Source organism: Streptomyces sp. NBC_01439, from assembly GCF_036227605.1.
Classification (GTDB): Bacteria; Actinomycetota; Actinomycetes; order Streptomycetales; family Streptomycetaceae; genus Streptomyces.
In genome coordinates, this window is sequence record NZ_CP109487.1 from 350,207 (window position 1) to 374,802 (window position 24,596).

The 24,596-nt window shown below is 72.8% G+C and carries 27 protein-coding genes; 14 read left to right on the plus strand and 13 right to left on the minus strand.

The features are described from left to right. Nucleotides 1-11 precede the first annotated feature (11 nt). From OG207_RS01685 to OG207_RS01695, 3 genes are all read left to right on the plus strand, one after another. Nucleotides 12-1,394 (plus strand): tannase/feruloyl esterase family alpha/beta hydrolase, encoded by a 1,383-nt coding sequence (locus OG207_RS01685; protein ID WP_329095167.1) that lies wholly within the window; start codon nt 12-14, stop codon nt 1,392-1,394. A 135-nt stretch (nt 1,395-1,529) separates the two neighbouring features. Next, complete coding sequence (locus OG207_RS01690) at nt 1,530-1,760, plus strand: antitoxin MazE7 (protein ID WP_329095170.1); 231 nt, start codon at nt 1,530-1,532, stop codon at nt 1,758-1,760. Nucleotides 1,761-1,879: 119 nt separating this feature from the next. Then, a complete protein-coding gene (locus tag OG207_RS01695) occupies nt 1,880-2,710 on the plus strand; it encodes a class I SAM-dependent methyltransferase (protein WP_329095172.1) in 831 nt (276 codons plus the stop codon). A 30-nt stretch (nt 2,711-2,740) separates the two neighbouring features. Here OG207_RS01695 and OG207_RS01700 read toward each other — a convergent pair whose 3' ends face one another. Beyond that, nucleotides 2,741-3,700 carry a LysR family transcriptional regulator gene (locus OG207_RS01700; RefSeq protein ID WP_329095174.1) on the minus strand — a complete coding sequence of 320 codons (960 nt, stop codon included), beginning with the start codon at nt 3,698-3,700 and terminating at the stop codon, nt 2,741-2,743. A 177-nt stretch (nt 3,701-3,877) separates the two neighbouring features. On the opposite strand from OG207_RS01700, the gene OG207_RS01705 reads away from it, so the two are divergent. Both OG207_RS01705 and OG207_RS01710 read left to right on the plus strand, forming a co-directional pair. Next, nucleotides 3,878-7,351, plus strand: a complete 3,474-nt coding sequence (locus OG207_RS01705; protein WP_329107396.1) for a M28 family peptidase — start codon at nt 3,878-3,880, stop codon at nt 7,349-7,351. Between the two features lie 129 nt (nt 7,352-7,480). Continuing rightward, the gene (locus tag OG207_RS01710; protein ID WP_329095175.1) at nt 7,481-7,714 is read left to right on the plus strand and encodes a hypothetical protein; all 234 of its coding nucleotides are present in this window, start codon (nt 7,481-7,483) and stop codon (nt 7,712-7,714) included. A gap of 143 nt (nt 7,715-7,857) precedes the next feature. On the opposite strand, the gene OG207_RS01715 is transcribed toward OG207_RS01710, so the two are convergent. Beyond that, on the minus strand, nt 7,858-9,399 hold the full coding sequence (locus OG207_RS01715) for an aldehyde dehydrogenase family protein (protein ID WP_329095178.1): 1,542 nt from the start codon (nt 9,397-9,399) through the stop codon (nt 7,858-7,860). Between the two features lie 203 nt (nt 9,400-9,602). Then, nucleotides 9,603-9,881, minus strand: a complete 279-nt coding sequence (locus OG207_RS01720; RefSeq protein ID WP_329095180.1) for a hypothetical protein — start codon at nt 9,879-9,881, stop codon at nt 9,603-9,605. A gap of 97 nt (nt 9,882-9,978) precedes the next feature. Between OG207_RS01720 and OG207_RS01725 the strand changes: the two genes are divergently transcribed. Next, the gene (locus tag OG207_RS01725) at nt 9,979-10,368 is read left to right on the plus strand and encodes a response regulator (protein ID WP_329095181.1); all 390 of its coding nucleotides are present in this window, start codon (nt 9,979-9,981) and stop codon (nt 10,366-10,368) included. A gap of 306 nt (nt 10,369-10,674) precedes the next feature. Continuing rightward, a complete protein-coding gene (locus OG207_RS01730) occupies nt 10,675-11,325 on the plus strand; it encodes a DUF4360 domain-containing protein (protein WP_329095183.1) in 651 nt (216 codons plus the stop codon). Nucleotides 11,326-11,351: 26 nt separating this feature from the next. On the opposite strand, the gene cynR is transcribed toward OG207_RS01730, so the two are convergent. Beyond that, nucleotides 11,352-12,260 carry a transcriptional regulator CynR gene (gene cynR, locus OG207_RS01735; RefSeq protein ID WP_329095185.1) on the minus strand — a complete coding sequence of 303 codons (909 nt, stop codon included), beginning with the start codon at nt 12,258-12,260 and terminating at the stop codon, nt 11,352-11,354. A gap of 125 nt (nt 12,261-12,385) precedes the next feature. On the opposite strand from cynR, the gene OG207_RS01740 reads away from it, so the two are divergent. Beyond that, nucleotides 12,386-13,036: a carbonic anhydrase gene (locus OG207_RS01740; RefSeq protein ID WP_329095189.1), complete on the plus strand. Its 651-nt coding sequence runs from the start codon at nt 12,386-12,388 to the stop codon at nt 13,034-13,036. A 71-nt stretch (nt 13,037-13,107) separates the two neighbouring features. After that, nucleotides 13,108-13,578 (plus strand): cyanase, encoded by a 471-nt coding sequence (gene cynS / locus OG207_RS01745; RefSeq protein ID WP_329095191.1) that lies wholly within the window; start codon nt 13,108-13,110, stop codon nt 13,576-13,578. A gap of 35 nt (nt 13,579-13,613) precedes the next feature. Here cynS and OG207_RS01750 read toward each other — a convergent pair whose 3' ends face one another. From OG207_RS01750 to OG207_RS01760, 3 genes are all read right to left on the minus strand, one after another. Then, on the minus strand, nt 13,614-14,102 hold the full coding sequence (locus OG207_RS01750) for a hypothetical protein (RefSeq protein ID WP_329095192.1): 489 nt from the start codon (nt 14,100-14,102) through the stop codon (nt 13,614-13,616). A 322-nt stretch (nt 14,103-14,424) separates the two neighbouring features. After that, the gene (locus tag OG207_RS01755; protein WP_329095194.1) at nt 14,425-14,838 is read right to left on the minus strand and encodes a rodlin; all 414 of its coding nucleotides are present in this window, start codon (nt 14,836-14,838) and stop codon (nt 14,425-14,427) included. Between the two features lie 93 nt (nt 14,839-14,931). Beyond that, on the minus strand, nt 14,932-15,678 hold the full coding sequence (locus tag OG207_RS01760) for a class I SAM-dependent methyltransferase (RefSeq protein WP_329095196.1): 747 nt from the start codon (nt 15,676-15,678) through the stop codon (nt 14,932-14,934). Between OG207_RS01760 and OG207_RS01765 the strand changes: the two genes are divergently transcribed. Next, the gene (locus OG207_RS01765) at nt 15,677-17,230 is read left to right on the plus strand and encodes an AMP-binding protein (RefSeq protein WP_329095198.1); all 1,554 of its coding nucleotides are present in this window, start codon (nt 15,677-15,679) and stop codon (nt 17,228-17,230) included. The two genes, OG207_RS01760 and OG207_RS01765, sit on opposite strands and share 2 nt — an antisense overlap. A 114-nt stretch (nt 17,231-17,344) precedes the next feature. Here OG207_RS01765 and OG207_RS01770 read toward each other — a convergent pair whose 3' ends face one another. The 4 genes from OG207_RS01770 to OG207_RS01785 form a co-directional block, all read right to left on the minus strand. Further along, entirely contained in the window at nt 17,345-18,502 is a 1,158-nt protein-coding gene (locus tag OG207_RS01770) for a serine hydrolase domain-containing protein (RefSeq protein ID WP_329095200.1), read from the minus strand. A gap of 107 nt (nt 18,503-18,609) precedes the next feature. Then, nucleotides 18,610-18,792 carry a hypothetical protein gene (locus OG207_RS01775; RefSeq protein WP_329095202.1) on the minus strand — a complete coding sequence of 61 codons (183 nt, stop codon included), beginning with the start codon at nt 18,790-18,792 and terminating at the stop codon, nt 18,610-18,612. Nucleotides 18,793-18,871: 79 nt separating this feature from the next. Continuing rightward, entirely contained in the window at nt 18,872-20,218 is a 1,347-nt protein-coding gene (locus OG207_RS01780; RefSeq protein ID WP_329107398.1) for an RNA polymerase sigma factor, read from the minus strand. Then, a complete protein-coding gene (locus OG207_RS01785) occupies nt 20,215-20,634 on the minus strand; it encodes a YciI family protein (RefSeq protein ID WP_329095204.1) in 420 nt (139 codons plus the stop codon). The genes OG207_RS01780 and OG207_RS01785 overlap by 4 nt, the downstream gene beginning before the upstream one ends. A 166-nt stretch (nt 20,635-20,800) precedes the next feature. Here OG207_RS01785 and OG207_RS01790 point away from each other — a divergent pair, with 166 nt between their 5' ends. From OG207_RS01790 to OG207_RS01805, 4 genes are all read left to right on the plus strand, one after another. After that, nucleotides 20,801-21,232: a GNAT family N-acetyltransferase gene (locus tag OG207_RS01790; protein ID WP_329095206.1), complete on the plus strand. Its 432-nt coding sequence runs from the start codon at nt 20,801-20,803 to the stop codon at nt 21,230-21,232. An 87-nt stretch (nt 21,233-21,319) separates the two neighbouring features. After that, the gene (locus tag OG207_RS01795; protein WP_329095208.1) at nt 21,320-21,673 is read left to right on the plus strand and encodes a VOC family protein; all 354 of its coding nucleotides are present in this window, start codon (nt 21,320-21,322) and stop codon (nt 21,671-21,673) included. 103 nt (nt 21,674-21,776) lie between these two features. Further along, nucleotides 21,777-22,634, plus strand: coding sequence for a PhzF family phenazine biosynthesis protein (locus tag OG207_RS01800; protein ID WP_329095210.1), 858 nt, complete (start codon nt 21,777-21,779; stop codon nt 22,632-22,634). A 115-nt stretch (nt 22,635-22,749) separates the two neighbouring features. After that, entirely contained in the window at nt 22,750-23,484 is a 735-nt protein-coding gene (locus OG207_RS01805; RefSeq protein ID WP_329095211.1) for a hypothetical protein, read from the plus strand. Between the two features lie 15 nt (nt 23,485-23,499). Here the strand turns inward: OG207_RS01805 and OG207_RS01810 are convergent, their stop codons facing one another. Beyond that, a complete protein-coding gene (locus OG207_RS01810) occupies nt 23,500-23,748 on the minus strand; it encodes a hypothetical protein (RefSeq protein WP_329095213.1) in 249 nt (82 codons plus the stop codon). 115 nt (nt 23,749-23,863) lie between these two features. Further along, entirely contained in the window at nt 23,864-24,526 is a 663-nt protein-coding gene (locus OG207_RS01815) for a lysophospholipid acyltransferase family protein (RefSeq protein WP_329095215.1), read from the minus strand. Nucleotides 24,527-24,596 lie beyond the last annotated feature (70 nt).

Sequence of the window (24,596 nt, forward strand, 5' to 3'; positions counted from 1 at the left end):
GGAACCCCGTGATGAGAGTTGTCCGACCGGTCGCCGCCGTCGTCGCGGCGCTGTTGGCCGCGGCACTGGTCTCGACCTCGACCGGTGCGAGCGCGAGCGGGAGCGGGAGCGCGGCGCCCGATTCCTCGAAGTGCACGGTGCGCGTCCCCGGCGCCGAATACCTGATCGGTGCCTGCCTCGCCGATCTCACCACGCCCGGGACCATGGCCTCCGGGCACACCGACAAGAACGACTGGCTCGGACTGGAGGCGCCCGGCGCGGTCGCTCCGTCGGCGGTCAAGGGGATCCAGCTCGACGGCTACTTCCCCGACTCCTCCACCACCAACACCAACCACGGCTGGAACCACGACAGTCAGTTCGTGATCCGGCTCCCCGACCACTGGAACGGCGGTCTCGTCGTCGCGGGACCGCCCGGCCTGCGCGAGCAGTACGCCAACGACCGCCTGATCTCCGATCACGTGCTCGCCCAGGGGTACGCGTACGCGGCCACCGACAAGGGCAACACCGGCGAACGGATCTACACCGACGGCAAGCGCCCCGGTGACGCAATGGCCGAATGGAACGAGCGCGTCACCGAGTTGACCGTGGCCGCCCGGCGCACCGTGTCACGGCACTACGGCCGCATGCCCGCGAACACCTTCATGGCGGGCGCCTCCGCCGGCGGCTATCTGGTCCGGTGGCAGCTGGAGAACCACCCGGAGCTCTACACGGGCGGCGTCGAGCTGCACGGCCTGCTGCTCACCCCGGACAGACCCAACATCCTGGACACCGCCCCCGCCGCGCTGCGCGCCTATCCGCGCGCCGCCCTCGGCGACCCGGCCGCCCTTGCGGAGATGTACGCCGCCGGGTATCCCGCCGAGACCAGGCCGATGTGGGAATGGCACTGGCGCAACCTGTGGGACCCGCTCCAGCGGACCATGCGCGAGGAGATCGACCCGGGCTACGACGGCGACCGGGAGGCCGGGATCCCGCTCTGCGCGGCGGGGACGCAGAAGGGCTGCGACGCCGACTACGTCTACGCCGACCGGCCGGACCGGGTGCACAGGACGGTCGAGCGCCTGTCGCTGACCGGCAGGATCGGGCGGCCGCTGATCACCGTCCAGGGCACGCTCGACGCCCTCCTGCCGATCAGCAGGAGCGGTGACGTCTACGCGAAGATGGTCGAGGACTCCGGGCGCGGCGATCTGCACCGCTACTACCGGATCACCGGCGGGACCCACGCCGACGGCCTGGTCCAGCCCTTCCCTCAACTCGTCCGCCCGATGTCGCCGTGCCTGAGGACCGCCTTCGACGCGCTGACGGCCTGGACGGGGCGGGGTGTCGCCCCGCCGGTGAGCCGTACGGTGCCTGCGGCGGCGCCCGGGACGGACACGGTCAACACCTGCTCCCTGTGAGCCCGCCGGACCGCCTCTGATCCGTCTCCGGACCACCGCAGAACCTGGAGGACCGTACCGGGGTCCGTTCCCCGTAGGCTGCACGCCTGCGCCGAACGGGCCCCCGCCCGGTCACCGGGCGCGCATACTCGGACCATGGCCGACACCACCACCGTCGAGGTCGACACCGATGTGCACGACCGCCTCACCGCACTCGCCGCGGGCCGCGGACTGAGCCTGCGCGCGTACCTCGCCGAACTCGCCACCGCCCAGGAGAACGAGGCCGCACTCGCCCGTGCCGCGCGCGCCTTCGAGCGGGCTCTGGAACGGCCCGGCTTCCGCGAAGGCTTCGCCCGCGACTTCGGCCGCCTGGCGTCGCGCGACTGAACGGCGGGCGCGGGCCCGCCGGCGCCGAAGGGGCGCCCCCGGGCCGCCGACGGGCCGGGTCGGCAAAACGTACCTATGCTCGGAGAAGGGGCTGTACCGAGCCCTGGAGGACGGCCGTCATGACCGAGGCGAGCGATGCGGCCCAGGCGGACCGCACTCTGAAGGCCCGACACCGCGCGATGTGGGCGCTGGGCGACTACCAGTCGGTGGCGTCCCACGTCATCCCGGATCTCGGGGCCGTGCTCGTGAAGGAGTGCGGCGTCCAGCGCGGCGACCGGGTGCTCGACATCGCGGCGGGCTCGGGCAACGCCGCCATCCCGGCCGCCTTGGCCGGGGCCGACGTGGTGGCCTCCGACCTCACTCCCGAACTCCTGGAGATCGGCCGGCACCTGGCCGCCGTGCGCGGGGCCACGCTGGAGTGGCGGGAGGCGGACGCGGAGCACCTGCCGTTCGCCGACGGCGAGTTCGACGTCGTGATGTCCTGCGTCGGCATCATGTTCGCCCCGCACCACCGGCCCGCCGCCGAGGAGATGCTGCGCGTCTGCCGCTCCGGCGGCACGGTCGGGCTGATCAACTGGACCCCGCAGGGCTTCGTGGGCCGGATGTTCGCCACGATGAAGCCGTACGCTCCCCCGCCGCCGCCCGGGGCCGAGCCGCCCCCGCTGTGGGGGGAGGAGGAACACGTGCACGAGCTGCTCGGCGACGCGGTCACCGACGTGGACTCCCGCCGGCGGACGGTGCGCGTGGACCGTTTCACGGGGCCCACGGACTTCCGGGAGTTCTTCAAGGCCTGCTACGGGCCCACCGTCGCCGTCTACCGCGCCGTCGCAGGTGAACCGGAGCGGGTCGCCGAGCTGGACGCGGCGCTCGACGCCCTCGCCGCCGAGCACACGGTGGACGGGGTCATGGAGTGGGAGTACCTGCTTCTGACGGCCCACCGCCGGAGCTGACCGGCGCCCTGTCCCGCGACGCACCACCGGTCAGTCGAGCACCGGATGCACCTCCGGGTGGGCGTCCCACCACACCTTGTGGAAGGGGTTGTTGTCCACATTGGCCAGGTAGGCGCGGGCCGCGGCCCGGTAGAGCAGTTCCGCCTGCCCGGCCGAGAGCGCCGCACGGCTCCACGCGAGGCGGATGCGGCCGATGATGGGGGTGCCGACGAGCGGGCGCATCACCGTGCCCTCCCCCGACGGGGCCGTCGGCTGGCTGAGCGCGACCGCGCGTCCCGCGGCGATCAGGTCGTGCTGCATCTTGCGGTCGGTGATCCGGTAGCGCAGTGAGGGGCTGAATCCGGCCTTCGCGCAGGCGGTGACGAGCGCCTCGGGGCCGCCGTCGTCGTCCTCGACCAGTGTCATCCACGACTCCCCGGCCAGGTCGGCCAGTTCGATGCGGTCCAGGACCGCGAGGGGGTGCGCGGCGGACACCCGGATGCAGAACGGCTCCTTCGGGATCAGCGTCCTGGCCAGGGTTCCCTCCGGGAGCGGCACCTCGTGGTCGTTGACCTCCCCGTACACGATGGCGTCGTAGCGTCCTGCGCCGAGCATCCGCGCCAGCACGGTGACCGAATCCTCCAGGTCCACGGCTATCTCCCGGCCTGACATGGACAGGTCGGTCTGGGCGAGGAGGCCGTCGAGCAGCACGAGCATGATGCAGCCCAGCCGCAGCGGGCCACCGGTCGATATGGCGCGCGCCTCCGCCCCCAGATCGTCCATCTCGCTGAGCACCCGACGCGCCTTGGCCAGCACGAACTGGCCCAGTGCCGTGGGTTCCACCCCGCTGCGGCCCCGTACGAAGAGCTCGCCCCCGGTGACCCGTTCGATGCGGCGCAACTGGGCGGAGAGTGCGGGCTGGGACACTCCGAGCCGCCGCGCCGCGCCCCCCAGACTGCCCGCCTCCGCTATCCGGCAAACGGCTTGCAGATGCCTCAACTCCAGCTGCATCCGGGCAGCGTACGAGTCGGGCCGCCACGGCACCATAACGCGGGCCTTATGCCCCCCGAGATGTCCCAATCTCGTCATGTTCACGCTCATACTCGGCCGCGAACGACACTCATCCCCGACCCCCCACGATCGGAGTGGACGTTGCATCCCAGCAGATGGACGGCGGCCGTGGCAGCGATGGCGCTGACCGCGAGCCTCGCCGGCGCTCTGGCCGGAACGGCATCGGCGGCGCAGCCGGCGCAGCCCTCCCCGTCCCAGAAGGACACACCGGCCGCCCGTGCGGTCGCGGCCGCCGACCAGGCCGTCGACAGCGGCCTGGACTCCCTGGTCAACTCCTCCCAGGAACAGTACGAACGACGTCTCGTCACCCCTTGGGTGAAGGACCTCTACTCCGTCTCGTACGAGCGCAGCTACCGCGGCCTGCCGGTCGTCGGCGGCGACGCGGTCGTGCTCGCGGACGGCACCGGCAAGGTGCGCGCCCTCCAGTCCGCCTCCGCCGTGCGCATCGACGTCTCCACCCGGGCGTCGGTCTCCGCGAAGGACGCCGAATCGACCTCGCGGGCGAAGCTGGCCTCGGTCGACAAGGTCGAGAGCAGCCGGCTCGCGGTCCGGCTCAAGGACGACAAGCCGGTGCTGGCGTGGGAAACGGTGCTGGTCGGCCGGACCAAGACGGCGCCCAGCAGGCTGCACGTCTTCGTGGACGCGCGGACGGGCGCCTTCGTCGACAGCTACGACGAGGTGGTCGCCGGCACGGGCAACAGCAAGTGGAACGGGCCGGGCCCGGTCACCATCGACACCACCAACTCGGGTTCCACGTACACGCTGCGCGACCCGGTCCGGACCGGTCTGAGCTGTGCCGACTACAGCACCGGCACGGTCTTCTCGAAGTCCTCCGACTCCTGGGGCACCGGCAACCCCACGAGCAAGGAAACCGGCTGCGTCGACCTGATGTTCGCGGCGCAGAAGCAGTGGGACATGCTCTCCCAGTGGCTGGGCCGCAACGGCGTCAGCGGCAACGGCCGCAGCTTCCCCGCCAAGGTGGGCCTGAGCGACCTCAACGCCTACTGGGACGGCAGCTCCGTCACCATCGGGCGCAACAGCGCGGGCGAGTGGATCGCCGGGATCGACGTGGTGGCCCACGAGTACGGGCACGCCATCGACTCCAACACCCCGGGCGGCACCAGCGGCCAGGAGTCCGGGCTCGGCGAGGCCACCGGCGACATCTTCGGCGCGCTGACCGAGGCCTTCGCCAACGAGCCGGCCCCGTACGACACCCCCGACTACACGGTCGGCGAGGTCATCAACCTCCAGGGCCGGGGCCCGATCCGGAACATGTACAACCCGCCGGCCGTCAACAACGACCCGGCCTGCTACAGCTCCGCGATACCCGGCACCGAGGTGCACGCGGCGGCCGGCCCCCTGAACCACTGGTTCTACCTGCTGGCCGAGGGCACCAGCCCCGGCGGCGGCAAGCCCAGCAGCAGCACCTGCAACGGCAGCACGCTGACCGGTGTGGGCGTGCAGAACGCCGGCAAGATCTTCTACGGCGGCATGCTGCTCAAGACCAGCAGCATGTCCTACAAGAAGTACCGTACGGCGACGCTGAGTTCCGCCAAGTCGCTCGACGCCACCTGTGACCTCTTCAACAAGACCAAGGCCGCCTGGGACGGCATCAGCGTGCCCGCCCAGAGTGCCGACCCGACCTGTACCCCGAGCGGCCAGAACAACGACTTCTCCATGTCGCTGAGCCCCTCCTCGGGCACCGTCCAGCACGGCGCCTCCGTGACCACCACCGTCGGCACCACTGTCACCACGGGCAACGCCCAGTCGGTGACGCTGACCGCCTCCGGCCTGCCGGCCGGCGTGAGCGCCTCCTTCAACCCGGCCACCGTGCAGTCCGGCCAGTCCTCGGTGCTCACCCTGACCGCAACGGCCAACGCGGCCCCCGGCGCGTCCACGGTCGTCGTCAAGGGTCAGGGCGCGGCCCTCTCCCACACGGTCGACTACGCGCTCAACGTCGGCGGGACCCAGCCCGGCAACGACCCGCCGGACATCGACGTCGCCAACGTGCAGGCGCACCTGACCCAGTTCAACACCATCGCGAGCCAGAACGGCGGCCACCGCCGGGCGGGCAGCGCCGGCTACACCCAGTCGCTGGCGTACGTGAAGGGCAAGCTGCAGGCGGCCGGTTACACCGTCACCGAGCAGAACTGCACCTCCTGCACCTACCCGTCGAACAACCTGCTCGCCGACTGGCCGGGCGGTCCCGCCGACCAGACCGTCATGTTCGGTGCGCACCTCGACAGCGTCTCGGCCGGCCCCGGCATCAACGACAACGGCTCGGGCTCCGCGACGCTGCTGGAGAACGCCCTGGTCCTCGCCCAGAAGAACCCGACGATGACCAAGCACGTGCGCTTCGCCTGGTGGACCGACGAGGAGCAGGGCCTCAACGGCTCCGAGTTCTACGTCAACCAGCTGAGCAGCGCCCAGCGCAGCGCCATCAAGGGCTACTACAACTTCGACATGGTGGGCTCCACCAACGGCGGCTACTTCATCAACAACGTCAACTCCACCACCGCGGCCCCGCTGAAGGCGTACTGGACCTCGCTGAACCTGGCGCCCGAGGAGAACACCGAGGGCCAGGGCCGCAGCGACGACTACTCCTTCCAGCAAGCCGGCATCCCCACCTCCGGCTACGCGGCCGGGGCCAGCGCCCGCAAGACCTCGGCGCAGGCCACGAAGTGGGGCGGCACGGCCAACGCCGCCTACGACTCCTGCTACCACAGCTCCTGCGACACCACGAACAACATCAACGCCACGGTGCTGAACCGCAGCGCCGACGGCGTCGCCTACGCCGTCTGGAAGCAGGCGGTCGGCGGTGAGACCCCCGCGCAGGACTTCTCCATCGCCGTCAGCCCGTCCGCGGGCAGCGCGGCCCCCGGCGGTTCCGCTTCCGCCACCGTCAACACCGCCACCGTGAGCGGTGCCGCCCAGACCGTCGCGCTCTCCGTCTCGGGCGCGCCGGCCGGTGTCACCGCGACGCTCAGCCCGACGTCCGTCCAGTCCGGCAGCTCCTCGGCGCTGTCCGTCCAGGTCGGCGCGAGCACCGCGCCCGGCACGTACACCCTGACGGTCACCGGCTCCGGAACCGTCAGCCACGCCACCACCTACACGCTCACCGTCACCGGTGGCGGCTCCTGCACCCCGCGCCAGCTCGTGGCCAACGGCGGCTTCGAGAACGGCTCCAGCCCGTGGAGCGCGACCGCCGGTGTCATCACCAACCAGTCCGGCCAGACCCCGCACGGCGGCAGCTACAAGGCGTGGCTCGCCGGGTACGGGTCCACCCACACGGACAGCGCCGCCCAGACGCTGACCATCCCGTCGGGCTGCTCCACGTACCGGCTCGGCTTCTTCCTCCACATCGACACCGACGAGGACGAGAACGTCGTCTACGACCGGTTCACCGTCTCGGTGGCCGGCCAGACCCTGGAGACCCTCTCCAACCTGAACGCGAACTCCGGCTACGTGGAGAAGTCCTACGACCTCTCGCAGTTCGCCGGCCAGACCGTCACCCTGAAGTTCAACGGCACGGAGGACCAGTCCCTGCAGACCTCCTTCGTCGTGGACGACGTCACCCTCCAGGTGAGCTGACGCCCACCTGATCGCCCGATCGCCCGAAGCCCGGCCCGGCCCCCGCAGCGCGGAGGCCGGGCCGTGTCGTGTTGCTCCAGCGCATCATTGACGCCTACGGATGCCCCCGATGGACATGAGGAACGGTTCATGAGCAGGATCAGGATCGCCGCCGATGAGTCGACCGGATGCCGGTTGATGATCGAACCGCTCGGCATGGTCTACGCGGTCGACCCGGGTGCGTGCATGTTCTTCGAGGTCTCCCCTTCCCGGCTGGGCGAGATGGAGATCGTCTACTGGACGGGCGGGGTCACGGTCTGGTTGTACGGCGAGGTGATCGTCTTTGACCAGGACGGAAACGAGGTGGACCGCCTCTTCTCCTGACGTGGACGAACCCCGCCGGTCACCGGTGGGAATCGTTGATCCGCCGTGTCGAAACGAAGCCCCGCCGGGAACCTCCTGGCGGGGCTTGGCCGTCGGCCGGGGCGAGCAGCGCGAGGTCGGGCGCGTCCCGGTCGCCCCGCGGGCTACGGCATCAGCTGGTACTCGGGGAAGTTGCCGGGCAGCCGTTCGCCGCCCAGGCCGTCGGTGACGGCGTGCACGAGCAGTTCACCGCCGACGAACGCGCCGCGCCAGGATGCGCCGAACCCGCCGAAGAGCTCCTCGCGGTCGCCGCGCGAGCGTGGCTTGCCGTGGCCGAGTTTGAAGGCCCGGATCTGCGGGGCGAGCCGGGCGAAGGTGGCCGGATCGTCGGTGGACAGGGTCGCGACGAGGGCGCCGCCGGAGGCGTTCATCGCGGCGAGCAGCTCCGCCTCGGTGTCGACGAGGACGATGGTGTCGACGGGCCCGAAGGGTTCCGCGTGGTAGAGCGGGGAGGAGGCCGGCGGACTGAGCAGCGTGAGCGGGGCCATGTACGCGGAGGTGTCCTGGCCCTCTAGGAAGCGGGCCGGGTCCAGCGTGCCGCGGTAGAGCGGTACGGCGCCCCGCTCGATGGCCTCTGCGGCGTGGTCGGTGAGCTCCTTGGCCTTGGCCGCGTTGATGAGGGGGCCGAAGTCCAGCTCGGGCAGCGGGTCTTCGGGGTGCGCTACGGCGAGCGGGTGGCCGGTGCGGATGGACGCGACGGCCGGCAGGTAGGCGGCGAGGAAGGCGTCGAAGGCGGTGCGCTGGACGACGAAGCGCGGGTAGGCGGTGCAGCGCTGCTTGCCGTAGTCGAAGAGTTTGGGGATGACCGCCGTCAGGGCGGACCAGTCGGTGTGCTCCCAGATGCCCCAGGTGTTGAGGCCCTCCTGCTCCAGGATGTGGCGCTTGCCGAGGTCGGTGACGGCTGTGGCGATCCGCGCTCCGGTGTCGCGGCCGCCGACGAAGGAGACGCAGCCGATCTCCGGGGAGCGTACGAGGGCCTCGGACAGTTCGGCCCCGCTGCCGCTGACCAGGGTGACGGGGATGCCCTCGCGGCGGATCAGCGCGCCGGCGAGGGTGAGGCAGGCGAGGCCTCCGTCGGTGGGGGTCTTCGCGATGACCGCGTTGCCGGCGAGGGCCTGCACCAGCATGGCGTGGACCAGCACGGACATGGGGTAGTTCCAGCTCGCGATGTTGGAGACGGGCCCGGCGAGCGGGGAGCGGCCCTCGGCCATGGCCTCGATGTGCTCCACGTACCAGCGGACGCCGTCCACGGCCCGGTCCACATCGGCCTGGGCCAGGTGCCAGGGCTTGCCGATCTCCCAGACCAGCAGGAGGGAGAGCAGTTCCCGGTGCTCGGTGAGGGCGTCGAGGGCGGCCGTGACCCGGGCCCGCCGTTCGGACAGCGGGACGTGCCGCCAGGCGCGGTGCTCGTCGAGGCAGGCCCGTACGGCCGCGCCCGCGGTCTGCGGGTCGAGCCGCGGCGGGCCCGCGACGGGGCTGCCGTCGACCGGGCTGGTGGCCGGCAGGCTGCGGCCGTCGGGCTGCCAGGAGCCGGCCCAGAGGTTGAGGACGCGATCGTCACGGAAGGCCTCGGGTGCGGCGGCCAGGGACCGCCGCCATGCGTCGGACCAGGCCGTACCGGGCTTGAGGGCGAGGGTGGGTGCCATCTGTGGTTCTCCGCTCAGGGGGTGGGCGGGGCAGGGAGGTGGCTCGCGTACGGCGGCCCTTCGCACGGGGGCGGCCGCACATCGAGGCTACGGGGCATCACCGCGACCGTACGTACCGTGGGTGCGAAATGGCCGGTGCCGGCGCGGAGCGGCGAGTCGCCCGGACACCTCGCGGGGTCCGGATCCCGCGCCCAGACGGCCCTTCAGTGCTTGCCGCGGTCCCGCTCGGGAGCGACCATGGCGACCAGCCCGTAGTCCAGCTCCGCGCCGTCGACCAGCAGGGCCTCGACCGTGCGCGTGCTCGGGTCGATGTCGGCCTCCACGCCCTGCCCGCGGTAGCGGGGATAGCCCGAGGCACCCGTCTCGCCGGTCGCCTCCACCGTGGCCGACCGCAGGGCCCGGTCCGCGGGGGACTCGCCGCGCAGGTTCTCGATGTGCCCGGGCACCAGCAGGATCTCAAAGCTCTGCGGCTCTGTGCTCATGGACCGAAGCTACCGGATGACGTGCCCCGGAGCGGGCGTGCACACGCCCCGCCTCGTAGGCTCTGCGGGACCCCCCACACGGATGAAGAGGAAAGACATGAGCGGCGACACCCCGGGCAGGATCCTCCTCGTGGCGAAGGAGACCACCCTGCGGGGCCTGCTGGAGCGCCTCCTCGTGGCCCGGGGGTTCACCGTGGTCGACGGCGGGACCGGGGCGGACACCGTCTCCCTCCTGGGCAGCGCCGGCCCGATCTCCCTCGTGATCTGCGAGCGCACCGGGCCGGGCCTGGACGAGGTGGCGCTGTTCGAAGAGATCCGCCGGCACCCCGATCACGGGCGGGTGCCGATCCTCGCGCTGCCGCCGGCGGATCCCGAGTGCACGGTGCGCGCGCTGGAGGCCGGTGTCAGCGACGCTCTCGCGAAGCCCTTCCATCCCGCGGAGTTCGTGGCGCGCGTCGAGCGGCTGGCCCGGCCGGCCACGGCCTGATTCCGCTCTTCGGCTTCCGGCCGGTCGTCCGGATCCGGCCGGTCCGGGCCGGGCGGCGCGATTGGCCGGACATCGCCCTGGTCCGGGCCGCCCGGGGTTCCTACGATTCGGGCACCCGGTCCTCACGGGCCGGGTATTGTCAGGGACATGCCCGCATTCCCCTTCCTGGGCCCGTCCCGTTCCACCCTGCACACCGGTCTGTGACGACCCGGCCCCGCTCTGGCCGGCCGCACCCCCCACACCCACCGGCACTCAGGCACGCCCGCCTGCGCGCCGCCCGGTACCGAAGCAGTGGATCGGAGAAACATGTCCGGCGGATTCCTCGTGAGCGGCGCGATCGGCGCCCTGCTCACCGCCACCCTGCCCACGCACGCCACCCCCTCCACGATCGTGAACCCGCCGCCCGACCGGATCGTGATCGAAGTCGCCACGGTCAACGGATCCGGGTGCCCCAAGGACACCGCACAGGTCGCCGTGTCCCAGGACAACACCGCCTTCACCGTGACCTACAGCCAGTACCTGGCCCAGGTCGGCGGCGGCGCCCCGCCCACGGCGGCCCGCAAGAACTGCCAGCTCAGCCTGATCGTGCACGTGCCCCACGGCTTCACCTACGCGGTCGCCAGTGCCGACTACCGCGGCTACGCCTCGCTCGCGCCGGGCGCCAAGGCCACCGAGAAGGCCTCGTACTACTTCCAGGGCTCACCGGACACCGCCGCGCGCACCCACAACTTCAGCGGGCCGCAGGAGGACAACTGGCAGGCCACCGACGTGACCGACTGGGCCCAACTGGTGTGGGCACCGTGCGGGGTGCAGCGGAACTTCAACATCAACACCGAACTGCGCGTGACCAGAGGCACCTCGTCCCCCTCGTCGACCAGCTACATGACGATGGACTCCACCGACGGCAGCATCAACACCATCTACCACCTGGCCTGGAAGGAGTGCCCCGACAAGTGATCCGCCCCGCTCCCGGCCGCCCCCCGCTACGCGTGCGCGCGCGGCGGGGGGCGGTAGCCGCGGGCGCGCACCAGTCGGGCGGTGAGCTCGGTGAAGGCGCGGGTCGCGGCGCTCTCGTACGCGCCCTCCCGGCGCAGCAGGCTGACCGTTCGGGACGGCAGGGCGGGGTCGAGCGGTACGGGGCGCAGGTACGGACGGTCGTGGGTGACGGCGTCGGGCAGGACGGTGGCCAGTGCGGTGCGTCGGACGATCTCGGTGAGGGCCTGCACGGAGTTCGCCTCGACCGCGATGTGCGGCCGTACGCCATGGGCGGCGAGATAGGCGTCGACGTGCTCGCGGGTGGCGAAGTCCCCGCTGAGCAGCGCCAGTCGGCGCGTCGCGAGGTCGCGTACGGGCAGGGGCCCGGGGTCCGCGTCGGCCGCCGTGACCAGACCGAGGGTCTCGGTGAACAACGGGGTCGCCGCGATCCCGGGCAGGTGTAGCCCCTCGAAGGCGAGCCCCAACTCGTGCTCGTCGGCGAGCAGCCCGGCCTCGATCCGGTCCTGCGGCATTTCCCGGATCTCCAGGGTGATGCCGGGGTGCGCGGTGTGGAAGGCCGCGACCAGCGGACCGACGAGGTACGCGGTGAAGGTGGGGGTCAGCGCGAGGCGCAGGTGGCCGCGGGAGAGGTCGGCCAGGTCCAGGACGGCGCGCTCGGCCACGGCGAGGTCCCGTAGGGCGCCGCGCGCGTAGTGGACGTACGTCGCGCCGGCGTCGGTGAGCCGTACGCCGCGCCCGGTGCGGTCCAACAGCTGGACGCCGACGGCGCGTTCGAGCTGCTTCACCTGCTGGGACAGGGTGGGCTGGGAGATCCGCAGCTCTTCGGCGGCGCGGGTGAAGCTGCCGTGTTCGGCGACGGCGATCAGATAGCGCAGGTGGCGCAGTTCCGGTGCCATGGAGCCGACTATAGATGACATCGATGGCCGGCATGCATATTGCGTCTTGGACACAATAGATGCAGGTCATGCATGGTGGAACACGTCCAGCCCCGCAGGGGCGCATCCCACCGCAGGGAGTGACCGTGCAGACCACGCAGACCACGCAGACCAGGCGTCCCTTGCCGACCACGCACACCGGGCCCACCTCGCGCGTTCTCGCCGACGGCGTCGCGCGTTTCCGGCGCGAGGTGTTTCCGGCCAAGGCGGACCTCTTCGCCCACTTGGCCGAGGTGCACCGGCCGACGACCCTGTTCATCGGCTGCTCGGACGCCCGTGTGGTGCCGGAGCTGATCACCCAGAGCGAGCCGGGCGAGTTGTTCGTCGTCCGCACCGCCGGAAATCTCGTCCCCGCCCACGCGCCGGGCGCGGACGGGGTGGCGGCCAGCATCGAGTACGCCGTCGCCGTCCTCGGCGTCACCGGGATCGTCGTGTGCGGGCACTCCGCCTGCGGGGCGATGACCGCCCTGGCCGGGGGCGCCGACCTGAGGGCCGCCGCCTCCGTAGCGGGGTGGCTGCGGCATGCGGACGCCTCGGTGGCCCGTACGGCGGGCGTCGCCGGCCCCGACCGGCTGGCCGCCCTGGTGCGCGAGAACGTACGGGCCCAGCTCGCGAACCTGGCCACCCACCCCTCGGTCGCCCGCGCGCGGGCCGCGGGAACCCTGACGCTGCACGGCTGGGTCTACGACATCCGCTCCGGCGCCGTCACGGACCTCGGCCCCGCAGCCGACGGCTGACCCCGCGCCCCCGCCACCCCGTCCTCCACCTCCTCAACCCTCCCCACCCCTCCTCCCCGAAGGACGACTTGATGCCGCACGCCCAGTTCGACCCCACCGCCCGCCAGGCCCTGGCCGCCACCGTCGTCGACGCCAAGACCCGGAGGGACCTGTCCTGGCAGCAGCTCGCCGACGCGACCGGCCTGTCGGTCGCCTTCGTCACCGCCGCCCTGCTGGGCCAGCACGCCCTGCCCGGGTCCGCCGCGAGGGCGGTCGCCGACCTGCTGGACCTGGACGAGGACGCGGTGCGGCTCCTGCAGACGATCCCGACCCGCGGGTCCGTCCCCGTCGGCACCCCCACCGACCCGACGATCTACCGCTTCCACGAGATGCTTCAGGTCTACGGGACCACGCTGAAGGCCCTGGTCCACGAGCAGTTCGGGGACGGCATCATCAGCGCGATCAACTTCAAGCTGGACGTCAAGAAGGTCGCCGACCCCGAGGGCGGCGAGCGTGCCGTCATCACGCTGGACGGCAAGTACCTCCCGACCCGCCCCTTCTGACCTGTCTTCGGGCGCGTCCGTCCGAGCAGCTCGGCTCACCGCGCCGCCGGAAGTGCCGGTCGTGCCAGGCACTCGGACTTCCAGCGCTGGTGTCGCTCCTCCAGTCCGGAGAGCGCGTTGCGGAAGCGGTTCCACTCGGCCTCGCCGAACCGGGCCGAGCGGCGCAGGTCGAGATAGGCCCGGACCACCGTGTCGTGGGCCTCGCCCGGGGCGGTCGGCAGGCCGCACAGGTTCTCGAAGCGCTCGTACGGTTCGGACCGGACGGCGTCGGAGTCCTGGGTGGGCCGCGGGAACACGGGGAAGTGTCGGGGTCGCTCGGTGGCGACCGTCCGCGACGGTGCCGAGGCACGGTCGAAGAGTCCGGCCGCGCGGTCCACGTGGTCCGCCGCCACGTCCAGCCGGCTCGCGCGCAGCGCCTCGATCGCCGCCCCTATGTCCGCCGCGATCGCCTCGAAGACCGTTTCGCCTCCGTCCACGTCTGCGATGGTCGCCCAGCGGTCCATCTCCGCGCCTTCCGGGTTCATCGTCACTCGCCTCCTGGAGCTGCCGTGCCCCACCCCTTCCGGGTGAAGCGGGAGATTCCAGTGAGCATGATCGGAACACCGCGCGTCACGCCGCGGGCATTCGTGTCTTGACAGGGGCGGCAGGGACATGCATAGAGCCTCCGGCCCGGTCGGGCGGAGGCTCTGTGGCGTACGGTTCGGTGCCCACCCCGGCGGCCGGTCGGCCGCCGTGCGCCGGTGGAGGAGGCGGTTCCGGGGAACCGTGGATCCGGGTGGAACAAGCCGGGGCCCCGTGGGCACTCGCGCAGGCGTCGGAGGCCCCGGCTCGTACGAGGGGACTGCGTCAGCTGTTGGCCGAGACGTTGCCCGACAGGACCGGGATGTTGTCCAGGATGTGCGAGAGCGGCTCGTCGCCCTTGGCCTGGGTGGAGTTCTCGGTGCACTGCTGGTTCTGCGGGTTGGCCAGGACGTTGATGTCCTGAACGCCGACATTGGCGAGGAGCGCGGCCACGGACTGGACGTTGGCCTTGACGGGCAGGCCGATGCAGGGCTTGTTCAGGGTGCCCTGGATCGCGCCGAGCTGCGGGCTCAGGTCGCCACGGGTCTCCTGGTTGCCGTAGATCTGCGCGGCGCCGTTGCCCTGGACGGTGTTGACCCCGTTGTCGTTGCCGATGGCCATGGCCGGGGCGGCCATGGCCGCGCCCACGCCGACGATCGACGCGGTGACGGCGGCGGTGGCCATGAACTTCTTGATCATCAGTGGTCCTTATGTCGCACGAGTGCACGGTGATAAGCACCTTGATCAACGTCCGGGGAGAACACAGGTTGCGCCGCTTCACCCGAACGGCCCCTACCGCGTCTCACGCCCCCGGACGGCCACGCTCAGCTCGACGACGTAGTGCTCCTCCACCCAACCGTCCGGGAACCGGTCCATGAGGAGGGCTCGCTCGTCCTCCAGGAAGGCGTCCGTGCCGGGCTCTCCGATGAGGAACAGGGAGTGGGTGGACAGCTTGGCCAGATGCGTGTCGACCGGGACGCGGCGCGACCACGCCAGCCGGCGGTCGGTGAAGCGCAGCCCCTCCTGGGAGAGCGCGCGCTCGTTGATGTACCAGCCCGGGCCGAACCTCTTCTCGATCCGGTCCTGCTGATCGGCGATCCAGCCGACCCCGGTGTCCGGGTCGTTCTGCCATACCGCCAGGGCCCCGCCGGGGCGCAGCACGCGCAGGGCCTCGGGGACCGCGTGCGCCGGGTCCGTCCAGTGCCAGGACTGCGCGTAGGTCAGCAGGTCCAGGCAGCCGGAAGCCAGCGGCAGCCGGTTCCCGTCCGCGCGGACCAGCGGCGTGCCGGGGTTGCGTCGGCGGAACTCCTGCGCCATGCCCTCGCCCGGCTCCACCCCGACCACCAGGGCCCCTCGGGCCTCCAGGAGGGCGGTGGCGATCCCCGTTCCCGCCCCGACGTCGGCGACCCGTGCGCCGGCCAGCGCAAAGCCGGCCATCTCCGCCAGCGTGTCGAAGAGCGCGGGCGGGTAAGCGGGGCGGTGGGCGGCGTAGCGTGCGGCCGCGGAGCTGAAGGAACGAGCACGGGATTCGTTCGTCATGACGTCCATCATGCCGGTGTCCCGGAGCGGCGCGGAGAGGCAGTCCCCCATGGTGGCCGCGCGGTATGTCACTTCGCTGGTGGGGGCGTTGGAGCGGTACGCCGGTGGGCCCGCGCTCGGCGCCGGCCCGGTCGTCCTCGGATTCCAGGAGGTGCTCGACGGCGCCTGTCGACTGGCCGGGGCGCTCTCCGAGCAGGGGATCGGGCGCGGCTCGGGACTGGCCTGCGTCACGGGCTCGAACCGGCCGGAGGTGCTGCTGGTACGGATCGCCGCGCACCTGTTGGGCGCCCGGCTGACCCAGGTGCTCGCCGGCCCCGCCCAGTACGGGCTCGACTTCGTCCTACGGGACTGCCGGCCGGACCTCATCGTGCACGACGTACCGGTGCCCGCGACCGGGGCGCCCGGGCTCGGCCTGGCCGAGCTGCTCCGTCGGGCCGCCCGGGGCGATCTCGGCGCTGTGCCGGTGCGGGCGCGGGAGGACGACGTGGCGCGGGTGACGTACACGGGCGGGACCACGGGTCGGCCCAAGGGGGTGGCCTCCACCTTCGGGGCGATGGCCGCGCGGAACGCCGTACGGCCGGCGGCCTGGGCGGACTCGGTGTACCTGTCGGTGACCTCGCTGGCGCAGCGGTCGGGCGGGCGGTGCCTGGAGCAGTGGCGGGCCGGGGGCCGGGTGGAGGTCCTCGAACCGTTCACGCCCGCGGGGTTCGTGGCGGCCTGCCGGCGTCTGGGGCCGGTGACCACGTACCTGACGACTTCGATGGTCTACCGGCTGCTGGACGACCCGGCGACCGCCCGCGGTGTACCGGGGCTGGTGGCGGTCTCCTACGGCGATTCGCCCGTCCATCCCGAGCGGCTGCGCGAGGCGGTGACCCGCTGGGGCGGCCGGTGGCGGCAGGGCTACGGCACGAACGAGGCGGCGGTGATCTGCCGGCTCTCCCCCGCCGATCACGATGCGGCGGTGGGCGGGCGGCCGGAGCTGCTGTCGTCGGTGGGGCGGCCCGTCGCGGGGGTGGAGGTGGAGGTGCGCGACGGGCGGGGCACGGCGGTGGCGGCCGGCCGCACGGGCGAGGTGTGGGTGCGGTCGGCGGCGATGATGACCGGGTACTGGGGCCGGCCCGGACTGACGGCCGGGGTGCTGCGGGACGGATGGCTGCGGACGGGGGACCTCGGGCACTTCGGGGCGGACGGCTACCTGTACCTGGACGACCGGATCCACGACGTGGTGATGGTCCACGGGGACAACGTGTACTGCGTGCCCGTCGAGGCCGCGCTCGCCCGGCATCCCGCCGTCGCACGGGCCGTGGTGGTGGGGCGGCACAGTGACCTCACCGGCGAGGAGGTGTGCGCCTTCCTGGTGCCCGCGGCGGGGTACGAGCCCGACCCCGGGCTCGCCGCCGAGGCCTGTGACCTGGTGGAGAAGGAGCTGGCCCCGGCACACCGGCCCACCGCGGTGTTCTGGGAACGGGCGGTCCCGCTGACGGCGCGGGGCAAACCGGACAAGCGCCGGCTGCGGGAACGGGCGGAAGGGGGCGCCGGCCGGCGGACGTAGGAGCGGCGGGCCGGTCGGGACGGCCGGGGGGGCCGGCACGGAGGTCAGGAACCGGTGGGGGGCGGGGCGGACCGGGACGTCAGGGACCGGTGGGGGCGGGGGCGGACCGGGACGTCAGGGGCGGGCGGCGGCGTAGGTCCAGAACTCCCGCATCACCTCGGGCGCGGTCGGACCGGCCAGTTCCCGCTGGGTGAGGAGCAGGGTGAGCGTCCCGGTGGCGGGGACGATGTGGGCGGCGGTGCCGGTGCCGCCGATCCAGCCGTACCGGCCCGGTACGTTCCACGGGTCGAGGCGGGCCACGTCGACCGAGCCGCCGTAACCCCAGCCCTGGCCCTCCAGGAACAGGGTGCCCGCCGCGCGCTGGGACGCCGTGAGGTGGTCGGTGGTCATCTGCCGTACCGAATCGGCCGAGAGCAGCCGCCGGCCACCTCGGTCCGCGCCTCCGGCGAGCAGCATCCGGCCGAAGGCGTACAGGTCGTCGACGGTGGAGACGAGGCCGCCCGCGCCGGACGGGAAGGCGGGGAGGGTGCTCCACTCGCCGTCGGGCCCGTCCACGAGCTCCAGGGCTCCGCCGTCGGGGGCGGCCCGGTAGTAGCTGGTGAACCGGTGGAGCTGCCCGCGCGGTACGGAGAACGCGGTGTCCCGCATGCCGAGCGGCTCGAAGATTCGCTCGGCGAGCACGTCCGGGAAGGTCTGTCCGGTCGCTCGGGCGATCAGCACCCCGAGGACGTCGGAGCAGGTGTTGTAGAGCCACGCCTCGCCGGGCTGGTGGAGGAGGGGGATCCGCCCCAGGGCCGCGGTCCACGCGTCCGGCGCCGCCACCTCCTGCGGTCGGGGCGGCCCCTGCTTCAGTTCGCCGAACAGCGGTGCCACGGCGGGCAGCGAGAAGTCCGCGGGGAAGCCGTACCCGGCGCGGAAGGTGAGCAGGTCGGCGACGGTGATCGGACGATCGGCGGGCACCACGTCGTCGAGCGGAGCGGAGGGGGTACGGACCACCGTCGGCGCCGCGAGTTCCGGCAGCCAGCGGGCCACGGGGACGTCGAGGGCCAGCAGTCCGTCCTCGACCAGCATCATCGTGGCCGCGGCGGTCACGGGTTTGGTGACCGAGGCGATCCGGAAGAGGGAGTCGCGGGCCATGGGTGCGGTGCCGGTCGTGTCGACGGAGCCGACGGCTGCGACCTCGACGTCCTCGCCGTGTGCCACCAGGGCCACCGCGCCGGGCAGTGACCCCTCACCGACGTGGATCTCCAGGAGACTGCGCAGGTCGCTCATGGTCCACCTTCTCGTACGTGCGGATGCTCGTAGGGAAGACTGCCGCCGGGCGCCGGAATCATCGGTGCGACACGACCTGCGCGGCATGACCGCGAGGGGCGGGGCCGCTACGCGGCCGGGACCACCGAGGCTCGTATCGCAGAGGCCCACTCGCCCAGCAGGAGGGCGTGGCGGATCCGCTCCGCGTCGGAGAGGCGACCCTCGGCACGTGCGAACAGGCAGCGGATGTCGGCGTTGATCTCGGCGAGGGAACGTTCGGGGACGAGGTGGTCGTCAGAGGTCGGGCTCACGTGATCAAGAGTAGGCGGTGCCTCTGACAACGGTGGACCGTGTCCGTCATGCGGACGCCCGGAGCGGGGCCCTGCCCGCTCACTCCGCGAGCCGGGCTGCCCGCAGCAGGAGGTAGCGGCGCTCCGGAACGCTGAGCGTGAGCCCGGCGGCCTTCGCGTAGGCGGCCCGCGCCGCCGCCCTCTCGCCCGCCCTCTCCAGCAGGTGGGCCCGTACGGCCTCGAGGCGGTGGTGACCGGCCAGCCGCTCGTCCCGGTCCAGGTCTTCGAGCAGGGCCAGGGCCCGCCGGGGCCCGTGCACCATGGCCACCGCGACCGCGTGGCCCAGGCGCTCCACGGGGCCGGGGACCATCCGGACCAGTACCTCGTACAGGGCGAGGATCTCCACCCAGTCGGTGTCCTCGTCGCTCGACGCCTCGTCGTGCACGGCCGCGATCGCCGCGCGCAGCTGGTAAGGACCCAGCGGCGCACGGGTGAGGGCGTCGCTGACCAGGGCGACCCCTTCGGTGACGGCGGCGCGGTCCCAGCGCGTGCGGTCCTGTTCGGCGAGGGGGATCAGGTCGCCGTCGGGCGTGGTGCGTGCGGCGCGGCGGGCGTCGGTGAGCAGCATCAACGCCAGCAGGCCCGCCACCTCGCCGTCGGCGGGGAGTTGCGCGTGGACGGCGCGGGTGAGGCGGATCGCCTCGGCTGCGAGGTCGGAGCGCTGCAGATCGCGGCCCGAGGTGGCGGTGTAGCCCTCGTTGAAGATCAGGTAGAGCACGTGGAGCACGTCGGCGAGCCGTGCGGCACGGTCCGCGGCCGCCTGCGGGCCGGTCCCGTCGGTGCCGTCCGCGCCGTGGGCGCCGTGGGAGTCGTGGGAGTCGTAGGCGTCGTGGGCGTCGTGGGCGTCGTCGGGACTGACGCCGAACGGGGTCCCGGAGGCTTTGATGCGGCGTTTCGCCCGGCTGATCCGCTGGGCCATCGTGGTCTCGGGCACCAGGAGGGCGCGGGCGATCTCCGCGGTGGTCAGGCCGCCGACGGCCCGCAGGGTGAGGGCGATCCGGCCGGCGGGAGGCAGTTCGGCCCGGCAGCAGAGGAAGAGCAGGGCGAGCGTGTCGTCCTCGGCGGGGGCCCGCCCCTCCCCCGGCGGCGGAGCCACGAACGCGTCGCGCGGGGTCAGGGCGGCGGCCGTCTCCTCGCGGCGCCTGCGCGCCTCCTCGCGGCGCAACTGGTCGGTCAGCCGGCGGGAGGCGACACGGATCAGCCAGCCGCGCGGGTTGGCCGGGCGGCCCTCCTCGGGCCACTGCCGGGCGGCGGCGAGCAGGGCCTCCTGCACCGCGTCCTCGGCCGCGTCGAAGTGCCCGTAGCGGCGGACGAGCGCTCCGAGGACCTGCGGCGCCAGTCGGCGCAGCAGGTCCTCGCCGGCGGGTGCGGGTCCGGGGGCGGTCAACACATCTCGGTCCCCGACCGGCTGTCGACGGGGTGGACGACGACCGGGTAGTTGGGTGCGCCCTCGGGCACCGGGCAGGCGTAGGCGCGGGCGGCGATCTCGGCGGCGCGGTCGAAGTCCGCGACGTCGACGATCCAGTACCCGGCGAGCACCTCCTTGGCCTCCCCGTACGGCCCGTCGGAGATCACGGGGCTGCCGTCGGCTGCCGCGGTGACCAGGCGCGCGTGCCGGGGGTGGGCCAGGCCCTGCCCGTCGACCCACTCGCCCGACTCGGCGAGGTCGTCGTTGAGGGCGCCCATGTAGTCGAACATCGCCTTGAGGTCGGCTTCGGACCATCCGGGGCCGTCGCTGTTCGCGGTGCCGCCCATGGCGTCGTAGTCGGCCTGCTTGCCGAGAACCATCAGCATGTACTTCATGGGGTGCCACTCCTTCTGCTCTGCGCGGCGGCTCCGGAACGGGATCGGGATCGGAGCCTTTCGTACGGGACGTCGGAGCCGTCCCTCCCATTTCGACACGTCGGCCGCGGCCCCGCGCGACGGCTCCGGCCCGGGGCCGTCCCGTACGGCCCAGTAGGGTCATCGCATGAAGATCATCGACCTTGAGCCCGGCGACCCCCGGCTCACCTCCGACCTGCTCCCCGTGCTGCTCCAACTGCGTCCCCACCTCACTGAGGAGCTGTTCCTCAGGATCCTCGCCGAGGCGCACGGCCAGGGGCTGCGCTTCACCGCCGCTTACGACGCGGACGGCGGGTGCGTGGGCGCGGCCGGCTGGCGAATCGTCGTCAACACGGCGGCGGTCCGCTCGCTCTACGTCGACGACCTGGTCACCGCCGCCGCCGCCCGTTCCACCGGAGTGGGCCACGAGCTGCTCGCGCACCTGGAGCAGCACGCCCTGGCAGCCGGTTGCACCGCCCTCACGCTGGAATCCGGCACCCAGCGGACCGACGCGCACCGCTTCTACTTCCGCGAGCGGATGGCCGTGACCGCCTTCAGCTTCGAGAAGCCGCTGGGCTGACGCGTCCACCCGCGGGGTCACGTGGACCTCGGGAGGGTGCGGGTGTGGTGCCCGGCCGTCCGGTCGCCGCCCTGGCACCATGGCGGCATGGAACGTGTGCTTGGAATCGGCGGGTACTTCGTGCGGGCGGCCGACCCGGCGGCCCTCGGCGCGTGGTACCGCGACTACCTGGGCCTCGACGCCGACGAGCACGGCCTGTGGCAGCAGGGCGCCGGGCCGACGGTGTTCGCGCCGTTCGAGTCCGAGACCGACTACTTCGGCTCCCGGGCCCAGCAGACCATGCTCAACTTCCGGGTCCGCGACCTGGATGCGATGCTCGCGCAACTGCGCGCCAAGGGCGCGGACGTGGACGAGGTGACACAGGACATGGAGGGTGTCGGTCGGTTCGGCTGGGTCACCGACCCTGCGGGCAACCGGGTCGAACTGTGGCAGCCCGCCTGACCGCGTCGTCACCTCGGCGGTCATAGCGCCCACAGCGGGCCGCAGGCCACTCTCCCAGAATTGGCCTTGCCCGGAGGCGGATTGGCCTCGATACGTTCGCGGCATGCGCATCCAGATCGTAGACGCCTTCACCAGCCGCCCCTTCACCGGAAACCCCGCCGGTGTGTGCCTGCTCCCGGCCGACCCCTGGCCGGACGACGCGTGGCTGGGGCAGCTCGCCGCCGAGCTGAACCATCCCGAGACGGCCTTCGTCCGGCCGCTCCCGGCCGGGGCCGCAGCCGACTGGGAGATCCGCTGGTTCACCCCGCTCGTCGAGGCCAACCTGTGCGGCCACGCCACGTTGGCCACGGTGCACACGCTGCGCCGGGAGGGGTTGCTGACCGGCGGCCCCGTGCGGTTCCTCAGCCGGTCCAGTGGTCTGCTCACCGCGTGGGCCGAAGACGGGGAGGGAGGGGAGTTCGGGGAGGACGGGGAGATCACCCTGGACTTCCCCGCCGCCCCCGTGACCGAGGCTGCGGAGCCCGAAGGTCTCGCCGACGCCCTGGGGATCCGGCCCGAGGCCACGTTCCGTACGGGCGCGCTGGGCGATCTGCTCGCCGTACTGCCCGACGAGGCTGCCGTACGGGCCCTGCGGCCCGACCTCGCGGCGATCGCGGCCCTGTCCCTGCGCGAGGAGTCGCGCGGGGTCATCGTCACCGCGGCGGCCGACACGGCGACGTCCGGGTACGACTTCGTCTCCCGGTTCTTCGCTCCCGCGCGGGGCATCCCCGAGGACCCGGTCACCGGCAGCGCCCACACCGCACTGGCCCCCTACTGGGCGGCGCGGCTGGGGCGCACCGACGCCCTCACCGGTCTGCAGGCCTCGGGACGCCCCGGGCTGGTCGAGGTCGCGCTCCGCGGGGACCGGGTGCTGCTCTCCGGGCGCGCGGTCACCGTCCTGGAGGCCACGCTCCGCGTCTGACCGGCCCCGGACGGCCGTGACCGAACCGTCGCCGCCTCGAGGCGTGATCGACCTCGTCGGCAGGGGCGTCCCCTTGCTAGCTTCCTGGCGAAGCCGAACCCGGAGGACCGATCCCATGCCAGTATCCCGAGGCCGCCGCAGCGCTCTGAGCGCAGCGGCCGTGGCCGCCGTCCTGCTGGCGGGCGCCACCGGGTGCGGGGACAACAACGGCGCGGCCGCGGCGGCCTCCGTTCCGGCCTCCGCAGAGGTGTCGGCGTCGGTCTCCCCGTCGGTCTCCCCGTCGGTCTCCGCCTCGGGGTCGGCTTCCCCATCGCCGTCGGCACCCACCTCCTCGCCGCCCGGGTCCTCCGCAGCCGCGACCCCGACGGGGGGCATGACCCGGGCCGCGACGCCTCCCCCGGCCCGGACCCGGCTCACGGTCGCCGTCGACACCCGGGGAGGCCGGCTCGCCCTCGTACGGGGCGGTGCCCCGCAGGAGTTCACCGTCACCCTGCACAACGGCAACTCCGTCGAGTACCGGCACTTGCTGGTCGCCTTCCAGATGGAAATGCTGGTCGGCGGGGCCGGAGCCGGGGCGGGCGGCGGTCCGGGGTTCCTGCTGGAACGTTTCGACCCGGCCTCGGGCAGCTGGCGCCCGGCCGACTTCCGCATCGCCAATGACGCCAAGCCACCGTCCCTGTTCTCGGGTGGCGGCCCGCTCGCCCGCGAGGCCGTCCGCACCGAGCGCTACCGGCTGCGCGCCACGGCGGGCGGACCCGCGGGCAGCAGCCCGGTGGTGGTGTCCTTCATCGACACGGACGCCGGCGGTACGGCCGCGGCCCACGTGGTCCTCGGGCACAGCACCCGCTGAGCGCCGTGCACAGCACTAGGCCCTGTCGCCCGGGATCGTCCAGGTGAACTTGCCGCCACTGACCCACCGGACCACCTCGAGGTCGTCGAGGTCGTGGATCGTGATCCCGGCCTCCGCCGCGATCAGGAGCACGTCCGTCATCGACGTCGCCCTGCCGACGAACTCGCCGTCGACCTCCACGATGCGGAAGGGCGGAGTCCCGGGTTGCACCCCGAGGACGGTGATCCGCGCTGCGGAAATGTGTGGTGTCGAACCTTCGGTCATGCGGAGACGGTCGCATGCCGTGACCGGTGACGGGCACGGCGACACGGTCCGAGGGACCGATCTTCTTCCTCCGGGGCAGCGCGCGGTGCCCCGGAGCGCCTCCGCGGAGCCGGCCTCAGGCCGTCTCCCGAGCGGCCTCGCCGAGGGCGGACGCCGCGATGCGCCAGGCGGCCGTGACCGCCTCACGGGCCCGGTCCGTAGCCTCCGGCACCCGGTCGGGCAGGTGCAGCGGCGAGCCGATGTGGACGTGGAAGCGGGGCCTGCGCAGCGGCGCGGTGAAGACGCCGGCGAACTGCTTGGCGCCGCTCCCGGAGCAGAGGCGGCGGGCGCCCGCCTGGCCGACGGGCACGACCGGGGCGCCCGTCGCGGCGGCGAGCCGGGCCAGGCCGCTACGGAAGGGGCCGGGGGCCGTCTCCCCCGCGTCGCGGCGCACGGGCAGCCGGCCTTCGCCGTAGAGCAGCACGCTGCGGCCCGAGGCGAGGGCGACGGCCGCTGCGTCGAGGGAGTCGGCGGCGCGGGCGGTGCCTCGGTGGACGGCGATGTGGCCTTCGCGGCGGAGCGCGGAGCCGAGCAGCGGTACCCGCCAGAGGCCGCTGGTGGCCAGGATGACCGGCTCGATCCCGTACCGGCGCAGTGCGGCGACCACGACGGCCGGGTCGGCGAGGGAGGTGTGGTTGGCGACCAGGACGGCGCCGGAAGCGGGCCGGTCCCCGGGATCGGCGGTGACGGTCAGCTGCCCGAAGGCGGGCACGAGGGCGGCGGCGATTCGACTGAGCATGGACGACCCCGTTCGGACGGTGCGGTGGTGGTGCGGTGCGATGTGTCCCATGGTCGGCCGGTGGGGTGGG

What these genes read in the sequence shown, in the direction of transcription:
- OG207_RS01705 (WP_329107396.1), top strand. Translation starts at nt 3,878, where the DNA reads ATGGCGCTGACCGCGAGCCTCGCCGGCGCTCTGGCCGGAACGGCATCG.
- OG207_RS01805 (WP_329095211.1), top strand. Translation starts at nt 22,750, where the DNA reads ATGCCAGTATCCCGAGGCCGCCGCAGCGCTCTGAGCGCAGCGGCCGTG.
- OG207_RS01785 (WP_329095204.1), bottom strand. Translation starts at nt 20,634, where the DNA reads ATGAAGTACATGCTGATGGTTCTCGGCAAGCAGGCCGACTACGACGCC.
- OG207_RS01700 (WP_329095174.1), bottom strand. Translation starts at nt 3,700, where the DNA reads ATGCAGCTGGAGTTGAGGCATCTGCAAGCCGTTTGCCGGATAGCGGAG.
- OG207_RS01760 (WP_329095196.1), bottom strand. Translation starts at nt 15,678, where the DNA reads ATGACGAACGAATCCCGTGCTCGTTCCTTCAGCTCCGCGGCCGCACGC.
- OG207_RS01695 (WP_329095172.1), top strand. Translation starts at nt 1,880, where the DNA reads ATGACCGAGGCGAGCGATGCGGCCCAGGCGGACCGCACTCTGAAGGCC.
- OG207_RS01710 (WP_329095175.1), top strand. Translation starts at nt 7,481, where the DNA reads ATGAGCAGGATCAGGATCGCCGCCGATGAGTCGACCGGATGCCGGTTG.
- cynS (WP_329095191.1), top strand. Translation starts at nt 13,108, where the DNA reads ATGCCGCACGCCCAGTTCGACCCCACCGCCCGCCAGGCCCTGGCCGCC.
- OG207_RS01730 (WP_329095183.1), top strand. Translation starts at nt 10,675, where the DNA reads ATGTCCGGCGGATTCCTCGTGAGCGGCGCGATCGGCGCCCTGCTCACC.
- OG207_RS01685 (WP_329095167.1), top strand. Translation starts at nt 12, where the DNA reads ATGAGAGTTGTCCGACCGGTCGCCGCCGTCGTCGCGGCGCTGTTGGCC.
- OG207_RS01715 (WP_329095178.1), bottom strand. Translation starts at nt 9,399, where the DNA reads ATGGCACCCACCCTCGCCCTCAAGCCCGGTACGGCCTGGTCCGACGCA.
- OG207_RS01750 (WP_329095192.1), bottom strand. Translation starts at nt 14,102, where the DNA reads ATGAACCCGGAAGGCGCGGAGATGGACCGCTGGGCGACCATCGCAGAC.
- cynR (WP_329095185.1), bottom strand. Translation starts at nt 12,260, where the DNA reads ATGGCACCGGAACTGCGCCACCTGCGCTATCTGATCGCCGTCGCCGAA.
- OG207_RS01720 (WP_329095180.1), bottom strand. Translation starts at nt 9,881, where the DNA reads ATGAGCACAGAGCCGCAGAGCTTTGAGATCCTGCTGGTGCCCGGGCAC.
- OG207_RS01815 (WP_329095215.1), bottom strand. Translation starts at nt 24,526, where the DNA reads ATGCTCAGTCGAATCGCCGCCGCCCTCGTGCCCGCCTTCGGGCAGCTG.
- OG207_RS01800 (WP_329095210.1), top strand. Translation starts at nt 21,777, where the DNA reads ATGCGCATCCAGATCGTAGACGCCTTCACCAGCCGCCCCTTCACCGGA.
- OG207_RS01690 (WP_329095170.1), top strand. Translation starts at nt 1,530, where the DNA reads ATGGCCGACACCACCACCGTCGAGGTCGACACCGATGTGCACGACCGC.
- OG207_RS01725 (WP_329095181.1), top strand. Translation starts at nt 9,979, where the DNA reads ATGAGCGGCGACACCCCGGGCAGGATCCTCCTCGTGGCGAAGGAGACC.
- OG207_RS01795 (WP_329095208.1), top strand. Translation starts at nt 21,320, where the DNA reads ATGGAACGTGTGCTTGGAATCGGCGGGTACTTCGTGCGGGCGGCCGAC.
- OG207_RS01810 (WP_329095213.1), bottom strand. Translation starts at nt 23,748, where the DNA reads ATGACCGAAGGTTCGACACCACACATTTCCGCAGCGCGGATCACCGTC.
- OG207_RS01765 (WP_329095198.1), top strand. Translation starts at nt 15,677, where the DNA reads ATGACGTCCATCATGCCGGTGTCCCGGAGCGGCGCGGAGAGGCAGTCC.
- OG207_RS01790 (WP_329095206.1), top strand. Translation starts at nt 20,801, where the DNA reads ATGAAGATCATCGACCTTGAGCCCGGCGACCCCCGGCTCACCTCCGAC.
- OG207_RS01770 (WP_329095200.1), bottom strand. Translation starts at nt 18,502, where the DNA reads ATGAGCGACCTGCGCAGTCTCCTGGAGATCCACGTCGGTGAGGGGTCA.
- OG207_RS01755 (WP_329095194.1), bottom strand. Translation starts at nt 14,838, where the DNA reads ATGATCAAGAAGTTCATGGCCACCGCCGCCGTCACCGCGTCGATCGTC.